Origin of the sequence: Pantoea phosphatilytica, from assembly GCF_051025615.1 — a bacterium.
Taxonomy (GTDB): Bacteria; Pseudomonadota; Gammaproteobacteria; order Enterobacterales; family Enterobacteriaceae; genus Pantoea.
On sequence record NZ_JBPFDF010000003.1, the window covers coordinates 444,808 to 459,456 of the forward strand.

Consider the following 14,649-nt stretch of genomic DNA (forward strand, 5'->3'; position numbering starts at 1 on the left):
GCGCAGCCCGCCGCAGGGCCAGGCTCTTGTTTCTCATAAACCTCGGTTTAAAAGAAGCAGCGAAACGCGATGTCGGGACTGGCGATAAGCAGCTGCCGGATATGTCCGCTTTCACCTTTTCCCGGAACGGGCAAAACGGCTGGGATGTGTTACCCAACGGCATGATCAGGCAGTTTGGAACGGCTACGCTGGCACCTGTGGGCAACTTTAATAAGCAGACGCTCGGCGGCGTTGATTACTACACCCACTATTACCGCGTTGCTTTTCCGAGGCAGTACCTGAATGCGCAGGTGTCAACGACGGCCACGCTTGCCAGCCAGGCCTATACAGCTCAGGGATCGATGGCAGGCAGAACGCTGGCCACACATCGCGATACGGATACAGGCAGCGATGTGTCAAAAACGCGATTTACTGTGGCGTACACTACGCCTGTGCTGGGTGAAGCACCGACCATTCATTTTGAATCAATAGGGTACTGATATGAAAAACATGCTTTTTAGTCCCGGTGCGGCTGGCTTCTTTCTTCCGGGTCTGGATGCACCCGCTGATGCTGTTGAGGTGTCAGCTGTGGTAGAGGATTTTTTAAGGCAGGCAATTATCTGGGGCGCAGAAGAATTTAATTTTTCCGGGGAATTAGTGTCTGTGACATACCCCGCCCACCTTCAGAAATATGCCTCGGACAATAAAGCCCCTACACAATATCCGGCGGCGCAGGTCAGCTGATTAGCGTCAGCTTTACATGAATAAAGCCCGCATATGCGGGCTTATTTTATGACAGCCTGAACTCTTTATAATCGGTCTTATAATCCGCATCGCCATAAAAACGGCCATCATCTGGATTGTAATAAGCACCAGGCTGCGCGGCGTTGTCTTCGCTGATTTCAATCAGATAGCAGCCCTTGATAATAAAGTCAGATGGTGCGGCGATAGTGTTTTCAACAAGGTAGCCGCCAGTTTTAATTACTGCATATTGTTTGTTCATTATGCGTACTCATAAAAGATTGCTACGCCATTGGCTCCATCGCCGGATTTTTTGGCGTTGTAAACTGCTGCATCCGGTTTAGTCTCATCATAAAGGTTACATGTTGCGCTTCCCCCGGCCCCATAACCTGCATCCGTACCGTTCGCGCCGCTGCCTTTGTTACCCGTTGCAGATGTTTCGCCTGAAAGAGCACTGGCACCGCCGCAACCGCCTAACTGCCCCTGCGTCCCCAGATAGCCCCAGCCGCCATAGTTGCCGTTAGCCTTACGGATAAGCCTGTACCCGGACGCAGTCTCTTTAAACTCTCCGACACCTGGCAGGCCCGGAATCACCATCAGTGAACTGATCGTATTCGAATAATCAGCGCGCGGGCGTGTTGCTATCGAACCTGTATTACCACCTGATGCAGAAATTTTGGTACCGAACCACGTAGTGCCGCCTTTGATACCTTCCGATCCTGTTACTGCTGCACCGCCCAGGCCAATGGTCACAGGAATGCTGTCAACCTTTGCCTTTGTCAGATCAATTTCAAACTCCACATAACCGCCGCCCCCACCGCCGCCGCCAGCACCAGTATAGGAGGAAGAGTTTACCGCAGCGGGACTGCTTCCACTGGCACCGGCACCGACTATCTTACAGAGCACCTTTGTAGCCGCCGGGTCAGGCGTGTAATTGCCAGAAACAGTCATAACTACAGTGCGCAAAAGCCTGCCGGAAAACTTTTCGCTAATACCGAGGTTTTTGAGAACGTCAGCAACCAGCCCGGCGTCTTTGATTTCTGCCAGGGCGCTTGCGATTTGCAGGTACTGGCTGTGTGGGTTTTTTGCATCGGTGTGCGTTTTCATTACGCTGTCAGCGTAGGCTTTCACCTCGATCACAGCATCATCCACATACTTCCGCGTTGCCAGCACCACGGATGGGTCAATCTTTAGGGGGATGGCGTCGGTGCTGTTAACGATTAGGATCATGCGCACGGTCTGCGTGCGCCCGCTGCCTTCCTGCAGCGCGGGCTTGTAAGTTTCAGGCGTGTTACACACGGCAATCAGCGTGCCGTCTGCGTCGAACAGGCCCATTTCCCTGATCCAGAATCCGCCCTCATTCTCCGGGATCACCTGTTCGGCAATCACCTGGCTGGCGTTGGTCGGGTCAATGCTCAGCGTGTTGATGGCAGCACGTCGCCACTCGTTAACCAGCTTTGTCTGGCTGGCGTTCGGTGTTGGCAGCGTGCCGCCGCCGTCACCCACGGCCATCTGCGTGATGTTCAGTTTATTGCCGAGCGCGGCAGCGTTGGCAATCTTCGCCGCACCCTGGCTGGTTACAATGGCATAGTATTTTTGTGTCATGGTCCCACTTCCATCATGTCAATAACGTGAACCGCCGCGCCGCCATAAAGTGCGCCGCTGACGGAAATAATTTCCGGGGTATACGGGTAAACGGTCAGGTCATCACCGTCATAACTGGCTGCCGCTATCCGCGTTTCGCCACTGACCTGCAGGTTGATGGACATTCCCAGCAGGTGGCGGCTGCAGGGCTTCGCATCGCTGATCAGGCGTTCCAGCTCCTGATAGGTTTCTTCAGTTATGCCCTGGTCCTGCACGCCGATGTCCAGCCGGAACGTGCCGGGTGCTTCACCGTTTTTCCACCACTCAACAACCCGGATCAGGAATCCGAACGGCTCCACCACGCGGCGGATGGCGCTGATGGTGCCCTTATGCTGATGGATGTAAAACGCATCGCTGACCACCTGCCGCTTGACGCTTTCCGCCCAGCTTTCGTCCCAGCGGTCCACCGAAAAGGCCCAGGCCAGATAAGGCAGAAAATTCACCGGGCAGGTGGCCGGACTCCATAAATCCCGCAGCGGCACGCTCAGCCCGGAAATGCCGCTGCACGCTTCCGCCAGGCGGCGTTCCAGCGCAGACGAACCGGGCGGCATCAGGCTGCTGTTGCTCATGTCACCCCCTGATCATTTGCCACGGAAATGTCCGTGCCGGTGCAGTAGCCCGCCGCCGTCCGGTCCATGATGATGTCTGTCGCCGGTTCGGTGATTTCCACCCAGTCCACACCGGCCACGCGCATCACCGCCCCGTAAGACTCACGCCGCACGCTGCGCCCCAGCTTTTTCTGCTCGACAAGGTAAGCCGCCAGCGCCGCGTTTGCCGCCTCAAGGCAGGGACCGGCGGCCACGCCGTCGAACAGATGCAGCCTGGCCTTCACGCTGTAGCTGTGAATCTTCGCCCCCTGAACCGTCACGCGGTCCGCCACCGGGCGCACGCTTTCGGCACTCAGCGAGGCGTTCACTGTAGCCAGCAGATCATCAGCTGCCGTACCGTCACCCTCACGGCTCAGGACGGTGATCAGCACCGTTGCCGGTGACGGGCTGGTCGCGGACACGTCCTGCACGCGGCCATCGGCGCTTTTCGCGTGAAACTCATATGCGCCCGTCGGTCCGGCCACGCTCAGTCCCTCAAACGCCTCCGGCACGCGCACGCGCAGCGCGTCGTCTGATTCCTTCACCGCATCCACCGGCGGCACCGCGTCAGGATTGGCAGGCGTAATGGTCAGCCGCTTCACGTTGTTACGGGCGGCCAGTTGGTCCAGATCGCTGCCGATGGCATAGGCCACCATTACCGCCTGCGCCGCCTCGTTAATACGCTGGCGCAGCAGGACTTCCCGGTAGGTGTTCTCCTGCAGGTTTTTAACAATCGGTTCAGACTCCAGCGTCAGCACACGGCGCATGGCGGCCTGCTCATCCGCCGGATAAAGCGCAATCAGCGCCTCTTTACGCTCTGCCAGCAGCGTTTCAAAGTCCGGCACCTCAATAACCTGCGGCGCGGGCAGCTGGGAAAGGTCAATTACTGCCACTGCTCACCCCCGTTGAAACAGACATAGCAACCGGCGAGCCGTCAGCGCGCTGGCCGGTCAGGTCAACCTGCATAGAGCCGTCCGCATTGGGCGTGATGTTTACCGAGGCCAGCCGGATGCGTGGCTCCCAGCGGCTCAGTGCGGTATAGGTGGCAGCCATTACCTGCAGTTTGGTGACATCGTTCTGCGGCCAGTCAATCATCGCGGACAGCATCGAACCGTAATCACGCCGGGCAAGGCGGCTGCCTTCCGGGGTGATCAGAATGTCGCGTATGCTCTGCCGAATGTGATCGATGTCGGTAATGGCTTTGCCGGTGTCGCGGTTCATGCCGAGGTACATCATTGCGGGCCTCCTGACATATCGGTGCCACTCTTCACTTTGTCGTGTAGGTGCTTATCAGCGATCACGCCGTTAGAACTCATTGCGCCGCCGCCGTGGGTCACATCGCCGTTCATCGTGGTGTCACTGTTGATCCGCGTCTGGCTGGCCTCAATCCCCAGCGCGTCGGTTATCAGCTGAATGCCGTCCTCCGCCTCGATGCGCACGCTTTTAATGTTCTTTATCAGCAGCTGGCCGTTTTCCGGCTCGTACTGAAACCAGCCGCCGTCCTTAAACACGGTGGTGGTGCCATCTTCTGAATAGTCGGGCGGCGGGAAGGCTTCGGAATAAATGGCGGGCAGCGCAAAGGCGGTTTCAAGATTGCCGCCCAGGCTCAGCAGCACAACCTGTTCCCCGACGGTGGGCTGCCACCATGTGCGGGTGCTACCGGCGCGCAGGGTGAGCCAGTTAATCCAGTTGGTTTCAAGGTCGCCCGTTTTCACCCGGCACAGCCAGTTCACCGGGTCCACTTCGGACACGGTGCCGGTGCGGATCAGGTTGGTGATAAGGCGCATGATTTCGGTAAGTTCTCTATTCATCATCTAAAGATCTACTTGTAGTGACCGAAAATAAATATTGGTCCGTTGTGCCGTTCGTGGCACAACGAAAAAAACAAAGGGATATGCAAATGCAAGAAAAAATCGATTTAATAAAAAATAATGTTGAAAAACTTAAAATTAATGATTTGAAAACTTTCCTTGAGATGGAACTCAATGAGGCAAGGCTAGCTAGTAAAAATTCAGAAGCTGAAAGCAATCTTTTTCATGCTCTAAACGGCACTGAACAAAACCATTACTTTGATAAGTTGGCTTTTTTCATTGAGTTAACCAAGGATTTTCAATACAGTATTACAGACTGCGATGATAGACTTATAAAAAGCCAGCTTAAATACATTGAAGTGAATGAAGATATTGAGAATGGAAAAAATTATTTTCAATCATGGCTATCTTTGCTTCAAACAGAGCTGGAGGGAATAATACGTACTCTTACTGATGGGAGCCTGTTCGACAATAAAGAAGAACTACCTTTATATGAATGTTTGACTAAACTTAAGCTTCATGATCGCATTGATTTTGAACATGTAAAAAAGACCATTGAGGCTTCAAACTTTAGCCCCAGAGGCATAAACAAGCTTTATAATAAGTTTTATGTAACCCCTGGTTACTTTGAAGATTATGCTACACATCGGTCAAAAGCATTGGCTTTATTAAAAGAATTTGACTCCGATGAATTCAAAAAAAAGAATAAGGAGTTACTAAGTCAAATCAAAAGAAAAGAGAGGCTCGAGAAAATACCTTTTAAGATTCGCTCTTTGAAGGTTTCCTGGAGGACAGGTTTGATGGATTGTTTTAATATCAAGTATAATGAGCACGAAATAAACCCAAACTGCTTATTAATACACGGCAACTGCTGAAAGATATAATTATTGGTTTTCTGCTCAGAACATAAAGGGCCTAGCAACCTAAATTCTAGGCTTTTTGTTTTGAGCTAATCCAAAAAAGCAAAATCCCATACACTAAGCTTTCGACTTCTTTATTTACACCCAGCAGCGGACGTTCAGCATATTTCACCATCGGGCCGCGACGGCTTACCCGGTCCCGCAGACCATAGTGATGGACGCGGGCCAGCCTCTGGACTCCCGGCACAAAGGCAACCTCAGCGGCGTCTGAGCCTGCCTGCGCTTTGAGGTACTTTGCTGTTTTCATTTTTGCGAACATGCCGCCACGGATGCGGCCCTTTTTACTGCGGGCACTGACGCGACGCGGCTCCCATGCAGTGCCGTCCGGGGAACGCTGCGCGGTGATGTTTGTCTGCTGAATCCGGCGTACGTCGCGTGCCACCTCGCGCAGCATCTTTTTCCGGGCCGCCGGTTCCAGCTGCGACAGCAGCGCCGCCAGCCAGGCATCCACTTCATGCAGTTCAGCCACGTTTCACCGTCCAGACTTCCTCCGGCACGTCCGGTTCCGGCACCGCCTCAACGCTGGTTTTACCGTCCACCGTCGTTGCCACAATGCGTTCTGTCAGTTTCAGATCCATGCTGATGTCACAGCGGTCGTTTGCCAGAATATCCACCTCAAACGAAAACAGCTTTTCGCGCGCTTCGCTGTTCTGCAGCGCGTCGGGCTGGTTTTCCCGCAGCCATAAAAGCACCGGGGCCATCAGCAGGTTCTGATCGCCGGTGAAGTCGGTGATCACCACGTTCAGCGTGTAGCGATATTCCCACGACAGGGACGGGGCAGACGTGGCAACCACCTGCCCGCTGTCCACGAACAGGTGCAGGCGGTCCGGGTTGTCGGCCACATAAGGGACCGACTTATTCAGGGCGCTGCGTAAGGACTGCGGCTTGTTCATCGTCTTTTTCCTGACAGCTGATGATGGTATCAACCTTACCGGCACACGCCGACCAGGCGGCTTCCGTTTCGTCCAGCAGGTCCAGAAGGTCGCCGTTAGTGCGCGGTGCTGCCGGGTCCAGCTGGCAGCGGGTGATTTTCGGACAGCCACTCACGGTAAGATTCACCTCCTGAGAGGGCCGGTCGCTGGCGCAGCCGGACAACAGGATCAGGCAGAGCGGCATCAGCCCAGCGGCGCAGGTCTTCATTTTCACGTTTCAGCTCCTCAATCTTTCGCTGCCGGTCGCGCAGCAGCTGGCCGTTGCGTTCGGCGGCGGCGTAAAGCTGCGTCTGCGCCTGGCTGCTGGTCTGCGTCAGAATGTTAAGGGCGATCAGCTGGCTGTTTTTCTGGCTCAGCTTTTTGCCCTGGCCCGCAATGGTGGTCTGCTGCGCATCGATCCTGCCGTGGGCGCTGCTCAGCCGGTAAGACTGCACGCCAGCGAATACCAGCAGGATCAGCACGATGGCCGCCAGTGCGCGCGTCATGCCGCTACCCGCTTCAGCTCTGGCCTGATCATCCAGCGATAAAACAGAGCATTCAGGCTCATGAGTACCGCCAGTTGCCATCCTGCTGTCCACATCACCAGAGCGACGATCACGCGGTGATACCACCTGAGCGGCACGCGGTCAGCCAGCTGCGCAAACCTCAGCAGCCAGGCAAACGTCCGCTTACGCTCTCCGCCGGTCAGCGTGGCGGCGCAGCACAGCCCGGAAAAACCGATGAAAGCCCAGGCTATAAACTCCGCCCAGAGCAGGGCCGCCAGCGGATAGCCCGCAAAGCTGCCGTGACTGATACTGACCAGCGTCAGCAGGACGGTGAGTAACGCCGTAAACCACCATTTTTTTAACATCTGTATCTCAGACTCCTTTAAGGCACCATGCCAGTTCACGTCCGCGCCGGTTATCCAGCCCCTGATTAAATACGCCTTTCACGTACACCCAGCGCGGCAGCTGATAACACGCCTCGCGCCATTTACCTTTTTTCAGCAGCGCAACCATTGTTGAACCGCACACGTTGCCGGTTCCCACGTTGAACGCCAGCGACACCAGCGCGTCATAAACCTGCTGCGGCATGGAAACCGCCACGCAGCGCGCCAGTGCCGCTTCAGTGCGCAACACGTTGGTGATGAAATTCCCCGCCGCCTGCCGCTCCGTGATGGATTTACCCGGCACCACGCCGGACGTGTTGCCGATCCCGTCGGTCCACTTTCCCGCGCTGCACTGGTACGGCTGCAGGCGGCAGCCCTCATAATCGGCAATCAGCCGCAGCCCCTCCACCGAGGTGTGCAGCTGCTGAAAGCCGGGCATCGTGGCGGCCAGCGCCAGCACCACGCCCACGGCGCAGCGTTTAACGGTCTGCAGATTCATACTCCCCCCGCGTAATGCGCCCGCTTGCCAGCAGCTGGTAGGTTTTGTGCTTGTAGTACCAGCTGATAAGCGCCATCAGCAGGCCGATTAACACACCGGCCACGGTGGACACGTCTTTCAGGTCCATGCCGCCCAGCCACGCCATCACCACCGCAATGCACCAGGTAATAAAGGTGCTGATTTTTTCCCACATGATTCAGTCCCAAAGCTGGACGGCCTGCACGGTGGCCGTCGCTGTCACGTCCGGCAGCTCCACTTCCAGCCCGTGCGGTAAGAGGGGACCGTGCTCCGCCAGCCCCGGATTTGCCTGCAGCACCTGTTCCGTCATGCCCTGCGTGCGCCCGTAGTGACGCCAGCAAAGTGCGTCCACCGTGTCATACTGCTGCGCACGCACCTTCATCAGATAAGCTCCACGGAGCAGTGCGGCATGTCCTGCACGCGGCTGACGGCCCAGCGCGCATCACGCCAGAGGTCGCCGCTGGCATCATTCAGTTCTTCGCCGCGCTTCGCTGCGGCAGCGGTGGCATCAAAGTCCTGATAACGTTCGTTCAGCACCGCGCGGGTCCAGCACCACACCGCATTTTCATAGTGATGCAGCCGCACGCTCACACCGGCCAGCTTCTCCGCCGGCACGTCAACCAGGCTGTTATGACCGGCCAGCTCCTGCCGCTCACGCCACGGGTAAAGCTCCGCGTTAACCTCCGCCATCGCGGTCAGTACCACCTGCCGCAGACGCTCCGGCGTCACGGTGCCGTCAACGCGCATGACGCTGCGGAACTTCGCCAGATCAATGTCGGGCCAGAATGAGTTGTTGGGGATAATGTCCGGCGTTCCCGTCGCCTTCTGTGGCGCGATAAATTCCATTGCTCTGTTACTCCTGAATAGGTGGGCGGTGGACGGGGTTTTGATGCGGCGCTGCCTGTCGCCACCCCGTGCCGCCCCGCGCGTGGGCACGTCCGGTTATCAGCTGGCGTTACGGATTTTCCGCTCCAGCTGCTCAATGTCTTTTTTAACGCCGCACTTCTCGTCCAGCTGCAGGGCGTGCTTCAGATGGTTCAGTGCGGACGCCGGGCTGCTTTCCGTCAGCACCCAGCCGATGGACTTGTGCAGGCGGGCACGTGACTGATCGGGCATGTCGTGTGCGTCCACAACCTCCAGCGCCTCCAGCAGCAGGGCCGGATCAAACGGCGTCTTCGCCAGCACGGCAGCCTTTGCCGCGTCGGCAATTTCTTCAGCCAGCACGGTTGCGGTGGTGCGGTGTCCCAGCGGCATCGACCAGCCGTGCTTGAGCGCATGGCGACCAATCGCGAGCGCACCGGCATAGTCACCGGCGTCAACGCGCCAGAGCATCACGTACATCAGCACGTCGTCCTGCTGCGCGCCGTCAGCACTCAGCACGCCCTCAGCCCAGGCGGCGTACTTCGGCAGCACCTCCACCTTGATTTCGGCCTTACGGACGTTGGACTGAATGCCCTTGAGGCGGCGGCGGTCTTCGTTCAGCTGGAGCAGCATCAGGTCATAGCCCTTTGTGCTGCGGCCACTGCCGCCCGACCGGGCGGCCTCCTGAGCCTGAATAAAACGCGTGTGCGCGCGGAAAGGGTTAGTCACGGGTTACGCTCCGCCTTTGCTGCCGTCACCGGCATCACTGGTCTGCGTGGTATCCGCGCTGGCGGCTGAACTGCTGCCCCCGGTCATGGACTTAACCACGCTGGCCGCCACGGCGGCGATGCGTGCGATTTCCGCGTCGCTCATCTCACCCGGCGCTTTTTCCGGTTCCTGCTCCAGCAGCTCGATGTTTTCCACCAGGCAGGTGCAGTCGTAGTCCTCGACCACATAAGCCTCGTTAACCGACTCAAGGTTTTCGATGCGGTCACGTTTCGGGTTATCGATGATTGAACGGCGGCGCGTTTCTTCCTGCCAGTAGATGGACAGGTTATCCAGACGGGTGATCAGCAGCGCATTCGCCGGGAAGTACGGCGCGCGAACCGCCTGCAGGCCACCGATGCGCTTCTGGCTGATGATCAGATCGGCGGCCAGTGCTTCGGTGTTGGGCTGGCTCTGATTGACCAGCGGGAAATACTTATCAGCCAGCAGCTGGCGTCCGCAGATAACCACCAGTTCGGTGTCGTCCTGATACTGCACGCCGATTTTTTCCGACACCGCGCCCATCACCACGGCGTCCAGGTTACGGAACAGGCCATTTTTACCCACGGTGATTTTGTCCGACACCACCTTGCCGTCGTCACCGATGTGCTGACCCAGCACCTGCGCCGGTTTTTCCTGTCGGATTTTTTCCAGCCAGCCGATGTTCACGTCCTGTAGCAGCGGGTTCTGCACGCGATTAGAGGTTTTCTCGCGCTTCAGGCCGTTGAAGCCGATCATGATGCGGTCCAGTGCCTGACGCTTCACGATGGCGTCACGGATGCGGGTCTGGAAATCACTGAACTTCGCCCACATGTCCAGCTTTGAATAAGGCAGCGCGGTGTCAAAGTTGGTCTGCGTGCATTTGTAGCCGTCGCCATCGATGTAAGTCGGATCGGTAGGCTCGCGCTCTTTCTGGGTGGTGTCGGTGGTGCCCGCAATGGTGGTGCCGATCCCCAGCCCCAGCCGTTCACCGCTCTGCTCACTGACCGGCATGATGTTGATGGCCTGCAGGAACGCGGACGACTCCTGAATTTTGCTTTCCAGCGTCTGCGACACGGACGGCTCAATGGTGAATTTGCTGTTCAGCGCGGACAGGTCAATCTTGTTGATTTCTGCCAGCACCGACATGTAAGCATTCAGCTTAAAACGGGTAGTATTTTTCATCGCTCTGCTTTCTCTGTTCGTTAAAAAGGTTTGCCGCCGCTGTATCAGCAGTCGGTGCGCACTTCGCCGCCGCTGCCGTTACCCGGCGTGCGCGGGCGGACCTGCTGGCGGCCATCTTCCCGGCTCAGCTGCTGCTGCAGTTCGGTGAAGTCCGCCTGCAGCTGTTCGCGCTTCAGCACTTCCTCACCCAGCGCACTGCTGAAATGTGATTTCAGGCTGTCGGCCTGTTCGCTCAGTGCCGTTTCAAGGCGCGCGCTCAGGTCCTGCTGCTCGGTGGCAATCAGCTCCACGGCCTGATGCACGTCGCTGAAGCGGGCCGCGTCGGTCTGCTGCTGTCTGCTGAACATCGCCTTGATGCGGGCAAACAGGGCGGGCTTTTCGTCTGCCACGTCCTCAAACTCGATCAGGGTTTCTTCAGCGGCAGAGAAAACGTTGTCAGGGTGCTGCTTGCGGTTTGCCAGCGGGTTCGCCCCGGCGCTGGCGCTGAACTGCAGCATTTCCGTGCCGAGGCTGGCCGGATCGTCGGTCACGGCCAGGCCAATCAGATAGGCCGCGCCGGTGTCCGCGAACTCCGGGCGGATTTCCATAGAGGTGAAGATTTTCTGCATGGCACCGGTCAGCGTGACCAGCTCGTCAGTCGGGTTAATTACGGCATACAGCCCCAGCTTGCCCTTCAGCGGGCCGTCGCTGATTTCTTCAGCGTCCAGCGCCTCTACCACGCCAAAGCGGCGAAACGGGCTGTCCGGGGTATAACCTTTAATGTGCTCCATGTTGATCACGGCGGTGTACAGCTCAGGGCTGTAATTTGCCGCCATCTGTTCAAGCCAGCTGCGCTCGATGGTGCGCCCGTCCGTGGTGGCACCTTCCACCCCGATACGAAAACGCTTTGCTTTCTTTGCCATTGTCCAGGCTCCGGTCAGTAAAACTCTGTGAGGCCCTATGTTTGCGGCGGCAGGGGTATCGAAACAACGCGCGGACGTTGTGCGGGAAACCACACAATGAGGGGCAGCAGAAAAGGTGGCGGCGGGGCCGTATTTTGGCTGCATGAACATGACACCCGCCCCCGACGACCTCGATCCCCGCAGGCAGGCTTTGCTGCTGTACTTTCAGGGATACCGCATCGCCCGCATTGCTGAAATGCTGGGAGAGAAACCCGCAACCGTTCACAGCTGGAAAAAGCGCGACAGGTGGGGCGACTACGGCCCGCTCGATCAGATGCAGCTGACCACCGCCGCACGCTACTGCCAGCTCATCATGAAGGAGCAGAAGGAAGGGAAAGACTTTAAAGAAATTGACCTGCTGGCGCGCCAGTCAGAGCGTCACGCCCGGATCGGTAAATTCAGCAACGGCGGTAATGAAGCGGACCTGAACCCGAACGTGGAGAACCGGAACAAAGGCCCGCGTAAGCCCCTGGAAAAAAACCTGTTCAGCGACGAGCAGATTGAGAAGCTGCAGGAGGTTTTCCACGGCTCGATGTTCGGCTACCAGCGCCAGTGGTGGGAAGCCGGAAATAAATATTCGGTCCGCAACCTGCTGAAGTCGCGCCAGATTGGGGCCACCTTCTTTTTTGCCCGCGAGGCGCTGATCGATGCGCTGACCACCGGGCGCAATCAGATTTTCCTGTCGGCCAGTAAGGCGCAGGCGCACGTCTTTAAACAGTACATTATCGAATTTGCCCGCGAGGTGGACGTAGACCTGAAGGGCGACCCGATGACGCTCAGTAACGGCGCGTGCCTGTACTTCTTAGGTACCAACGCCCGCACCGCGCAGAGCTATCACGGAAATCTGTACCTGGATGAATATTTCTGGATACCGAAGTTTCAGGAACTGCAGAAAGTGGCGTCCGGCATGGCGCTGCACAAAAAGTGGCGCGAAACCTACTTTTCCACCCCGTCCAGCCTCACCCACAGCGCCTATCCGTTCTGGTCCGGTGCGCAGTTCAACAAGGGCCGGGCCAAAGCGGATCGGGTTGATATCGACCTAAGCCATCAGTCACTGGCCGCCGGTCGCCTCTGCGAAGACGGCCAGTTTCGTCAGATCGTCACTGTTGAAGATGCGGTGCGCGGCGGCTGTGACCTGTTTGACCTGGAGCAGCTGCGCACGCGCTACAGCCCGGAGGATTACCAGAACCTGCTGATGTGCGTCTTTATGGACGATCTGGCGTCGGTGTTCCAGCTGGCCATGCTGCAGAAGTGCATGGTGGACAGCTGGGAAGTCTGGACCGATTTTGAGGCGCTGGCGCTGCGCCCGTTCGGCTGGAAAGAGGTCTGGATCGGTTATGACCCGGCGAAGGGCACGCAGAACGGCGACAGCGCCGGATGTGTGGTCATGGCACCGCCTGCCGTGCCGGGCGGCAAGTTCCGCATCCTTGAGCGTCACCAGTGGCGCGGGATGGACTTCCGGGCGCAGGCGGACGCCATCAGGACGCTGACGCAGCAGTATAACGTCACCTATATCGGCATCGACTCCACCGGCGTCGGGCTAGGCGTGTATGAGAACGTCAAAGCGTTTTTCCCGCAGGTAAAGGAGTTTGTTTATAACCCGAATGTTAAGAACGCCCTGGTGCTGAAGGCTTACGACACCATCGCCAGCGGGCGGCTGGAGTTTGACGCCAGCCATCTCGACATCGCGCAGTCATTCATGTCTATCCGCAAGGCCACCACGGCCAGCGGCAACCGTCCGACCTATGAAACCAGCCGCAGCGAGGAAGTCAGCCACGGCGATTTAGCCTGGGCGACCATGCACGCGCTGGCAAACGAGCCGCTGCAGGGACAGGCGGCACACACGCAGAACATTGTGGAGATTTATTAATGAGCAAACGCAGAAACCGCACCCGCACGCAGCCTGTGCCGCAGCCGGAAAACATGACCAGCGGGGCAGCGTCTGAGGCGTTTACCTTTGGCGACCCGATCCCGGTGCTGGACCGCCGCGAACTGCTGGATTACGTGGAGTGCGTAATCAATGATCGCTGGTATGAACCGCCCGTAAGCGTTGACGGGCTGGCGCGCACGTTCCGAGCCGCCGTGCATCATAGTTCACCCATCAGCGTGAAGTGTAATATTCTGGCGAGCACCTTTATCCCGCACCCGCTGCTGAGTCAGCAGGCGTTCAGCCGCTTTGCGCTGGATTATCTGATTTTCGGCAATGCTTACCTGGAAAAGCGGACCAGCCGCCTCGGTAACGTGCTGAAGCTGGAGCCGTCGCTGGCGAAGTTTACCCGGCGCGGCCTCGACCTGGACACGTACTGGTATGCGCACTATGGCATTAACACGGAGCCGTATGAGTTTGCGAAGGGCAGCGTGTTTCACCTCATGGAGCCGGACATTAATCAGGAGATTTACGGCCTGCCGCGCTACCTGTCGGCCATCCCTTCGGCGCTGCTGAACGAGTCGGCCACGCTGTTCCGCCGTAAGTATTACCTCAACGGCAGCCACGCGGGTTTCATCATGTACATGACCGACCCCGCGCAGAGCCAGCAGGACGTGGACAATATCCGCGGTGCCATGAAGAGCGCAAAGGGACCGGGTAACTTCCGTAATCTATTTATGTACAGCCCGAACGGGAAAAAGGACGGCATCCAGATCATTCCGCTGTCAGAGGTGGCGGCGAAGGATGAGTTTCTGAACATCAAAAACGTGAGCCGTGACGACATGCTGGCTGTACATCGTGTGCCGCCGCAGCTGATGGGGATTATCCCCAGCAACACGGGCGGGTTCGGGGACGTGGAAAAGGCCAGTAAGGTGTTTGTACGTAATGAACTCATCCCATTGCAAAGACGCTTTGAAGAACTGAACAGCTGGCTGAGTGAGGATGTCATCAGATTTAAAGAATACGACCTTGATTAAATGAAAATCGACACT

Annotated in this window: 23 protein-coding genes; 5 read left to right on the forward strand and 18 right to left on the reverse strand. The window is 57.5% G+C overall.

Annotated elements, in window-relative coordinates:
- Positions 1-26 precede the first annotated feature (26 nt).
- Both ACR6AS_RS14755 and ACR6AS_RS14760 read left to right on the forward strand, forming a co-directional pair.
- The gene (locus ACR6AS_RS14755) at positions 27-479 is read left to right on the forward strand and encodes a hypothetical protein (RefSeq protein WP_434162670.1); all 453 of its coding nucleotides are present in this window, start codon (positions 27-29) and stop codon (positions 477-479) included.
- 1 nt (position 480) lies between these two features.
- Complete coding sequence (locus ACR6AS_RS14760) at positions 481-723, forward strand: hypothetical protein (protein ID WP_434162672.1); 243 nt, start codon at positions 481-483, stop codon at positions 721-723.
- Between the two features lie 46 nt (positions 724-769).
- Here ACR6AS_RS14760 and ACR6AS_RS14765 read toward each other — a convergent pair whose 3' ends face one another.
- From ACR6AS_RS14765 to ACR6AS_RS14790, 6 genes are read right to left on the reverse strand one after another with little or no spacing between them, the layout of a single operon-like run.
- Positions 770-982, reverse strand: a complete 213-nt coding sequence (locus tag ACR6AS_RS14765) for a hypothetical protein (RefSeq protein WP_434162674.1) — start codon at positions 980-982, stop codon at positions 770-772.
- Positions 982-2,325 (reverse strand): phage tail protein, encoded by a 1,344-nt coding sequence (locus ACR6AS_RS14770; RefSeq protein WP_434162676.1) that lies wholly within the window; start codon positions 2,323-2,325, stop codon positions 982-984. Before ACR6AS_RS14770 ends, ACR6AS_RS14765 begins: the two co-directional genes overlap by 1 nt.
- Positions 2,322-2,933, reverse strand: coding sequence for a phage tail protein I (locus ACR6AS_RS14775; protein WP_434162678.1), 612 nt, complete (start codon positions 2,931-2,933; stop codon positions 2,322-2,324). The genes ACR6AS_RS14770 and ACR6AS_RS14775 overlap by 4 nt, the downstream gene beginning before the upstream one ends.
- Entirely contained in the window at positions 2,930-3,844 is a 915-nt protein-coding gene (locus ACR6AS_RS14780; RefSeq protein WP_434162681.1) for a baseplate J/gp47 family protein, read from the reverse strand. The genes ACR6AS_RS14775 and ACR6AS_RS14780 overlap by 4 nt, the downstream gene beginning before the upstream one ends.
- Positions 3,831-4,187, reverse strand: a complete 357-nt coding sequence (locus ACR6AS_RS14785) for a GPW/gp25 family protein (protein WP_434162683.1) — start codon at positions 4,185-4,187, stop codon at positions 3,831-3,833. The genes ACR6AS_RS14780 and ACR6AS_RS14785 overlap by 14 nt, the downstream gene beginning before the upstream one ends.
- A complete protein-coding gene (locus ACR6AS_RS14790; protein WP_434162747.1) occupies positions 4,184-4,762 on the reverse strand; it encodes a phage baseplate assembly protein V in 579 nt (192 codons plus the stop codon). The genes ACR6AS_RS14785 and ACR6AS_RS14790 overlap by 4 nt, the downstream gene beginning before the upstream one ends.
- Positions 4,763-4,851: 89 nt before the next feature.
- On the opposite strand from ACR6AS_RS14790, the gene ACR6AS_RS14795 reads away from it, so the two are divergent.
- Complete coding sequence (locus tag ACR6AS_RS14795) at positions 4,852-5,637, forward strand: hypothetical protein (protein ID WP_434162685.1); 786 nt, start codon at positions 4,852-4,854, stop codon at positions 5,635-5,637.
- A 55-nt stretch (positions 5,638-5,692) separates the two neighbouring features.
- Here ACR6AS_RS14795 and ACR6AS_RS14800 read toward each other — a convergent pair whose 3' ends face one another.
- From ACR6AS_RS14800 to ACR6AS_RS14855, 12 genes are all read right to left on the reverse strand, one after another.
- A complete protein-coding gene (locus tag ACR6AS_RS14800) occupies positions 5,693-6,151 on the reverse strand; it encodes a phage virion morphogenesis protein (protein WP_434162687.1) in 459 nt (152 codons plus the stop codon).
- Positions 6,144-6,575 carry a phage tail protein gene (locus ACR6AS_RS14805; RefSeq protein WP_345753777.1) on the reverse strand — a complete coding sequence of 144 codons (432 nt, stop codon included), beginning with the start codon at positions 6,573-6,575 and terminating at the stop codon, positions 6,144-6,146. Before ACR6AS_RS14805 ends, ACR6AS_RS14800 begins: the two co-directional genes overlap by 8 nt.
- Positions 6,538-6,777: an Rz1-like lysis system protein LysC gene (gene lysC, locus ACR6AS_RS14810; protein ID WP_434162690.1), complete on the reverse strand. Its 240-nt coding sequence runs from the start codon at positions 6,775-6,777 to the stop codon at positions 6,538-6,540. Before lysC ends, ACR6AS_RS14805 begins: the two co-directional genes overlap by 38 nt.
- Complete coding sequence (lysB, locus tag ACR6AS_RS14815; RefSeq protein ID WP_192810375.1) at positions 6,671-7,099, reverse strand: Rz-like lysis system protein LysB; 429 nt, start codon at positions 7,097-7,099, stop codon at positions 6,671-6,673. Before lysB ends, lysC begins: the two co-directional genes overlap by 107 nt.
- The gene (locus ACR6AS_RS14820; protein WP_434162750.1) at positions 7,096-7,470 is read right to left on the reverse strand and encodes a DNZ54_00345 family protein; all 375 of its coding nucleotides are present in this window, start codon (positions 7,468-7,470) and stop codon (positions 7,096-7,098) included. Before ACR6AS_RS14820 ends, lysB begins: the two co-directional genes overlap by 4 nt.
- 1 nt (position 7,471) lies before the next feature.
- The gene (locus ACR6AS_RS14825; protein WP_211727612.1) at positions 7,472-7,981 is read right to left on the reverse strand and encodes a lysozyme; all 510 of its coding nucleotides are present in this window, start codon (positions 7,979-7,981) and stop codon (positions 7,472-7,474) included.
- Entirely contained in the window at positions 7,962-8,174 is a 213-nt protein-coding gene (locus ACR6AS_RS14830; protein WP_376785704.1) for an HP1 family phage holin, read from the reverse strand. The genes ACR6AS_RS14825 and ACR6AS_RS14830 overlap by 20 nt, the downstream gene beginning before the upstream one ends.
- A 3-nt stretch (positions 8,175-8,177) precedes the next feature.
- Positions 8,178-8,381 (reverse strand): tail protein X, encoded by a 204-nt coding sequence (locus ACR6AS_RS14835; RefSeq protein WP_033786650.1) that lies wholly within the window; start codon positions 8,379-8,381, stop codon positions 8,178-8,180.
- Positions 8,381-8,845, reverse strand: coding sequence for a head completion/stabilization protein (locus tag ACR6AS_RS14840; RefSeq protein ID WP_434162694.1), 465 nt, complete (start codon positions 8,843-8,845; stop codon positions 8,381-8,383). Before ACR6AS_RS14840 ends, ACR6AS_RS14835 begins: the two co-directional genes overlap by 1 nt.
- Positions 8,846-8,944: 99 nt before the next feature.
- On the reverse strand, positions 8,945-9,589 hold the full coding sequence (gene gpM / locus ACR6AS_RS14845; RefSeq protein ID WP_434162697.1) for a phage terminase small subunit: 645 nt from the start codon (positions 9,587-9,589) through the stop codon (positions 8,945-8,947).
- Between the two features lie 3 nt (positions 9,590-9,592).
- On the reverse strand, positions 9,593-10,789 hold the full coding sequence (locus tag ACR6AS_RS14850; protein WP_434162698.1) for a phage major capsid protein, P2 family: 1,197 nt from the start codon (positions 10,787-10,789) through the stop codon (positions 9,593-9,595).
- Between the two features lie 44 nt (positions 10,790-10,833).
- The gene (locus tag ACR6AS_RS14855; RefSeq protein WP_271152654.1) at positions 10,834-11,691 is read right to left on the reverse strand and encodes a GPO family capsid scaffolding protein; all 858 of its coding nucleotides are present in this window, start codon (positions 11,689-11,691) and stop codon (positions 10,834-10,836) included.
- A gap of 142 nt (positions 11,692-11,833) precedes the next feature.
- Between ACR6AS_RS14855 and ACR6AS_RS14860 the strand changes: the two genes are divergently transcribed.
- Positions 11,834-13,600 carry a terminase ATPase subunit family protein gene (locus ACR6AS_RS14860; RefSeq protein ID WP_434162700.1) on the forward strand — a complete coding sequence of 589 codons (1,767 nt, stop codon included), beginning with the start codon at positions 11,834-11,836 and terminating at the stop codon, positions 13,598-13,600.
- Complete coding sequence (locus ACR6AS_RS14865; protein ID WP_434162702.1) at positions 13,600-14,634, forward strand: phage portal protein; 1,035 nt, start codon at positions 13,600-13,602, stop codon at positions 14,632-14,634. The genes ACR6AS_RS14860 and ACR6AS_RS14865 overlap by 1 nt, the downstream gene beginning before the upstream one ends.
- Positions 14,635-14,649: the final 15 nt, after the last annotated feature.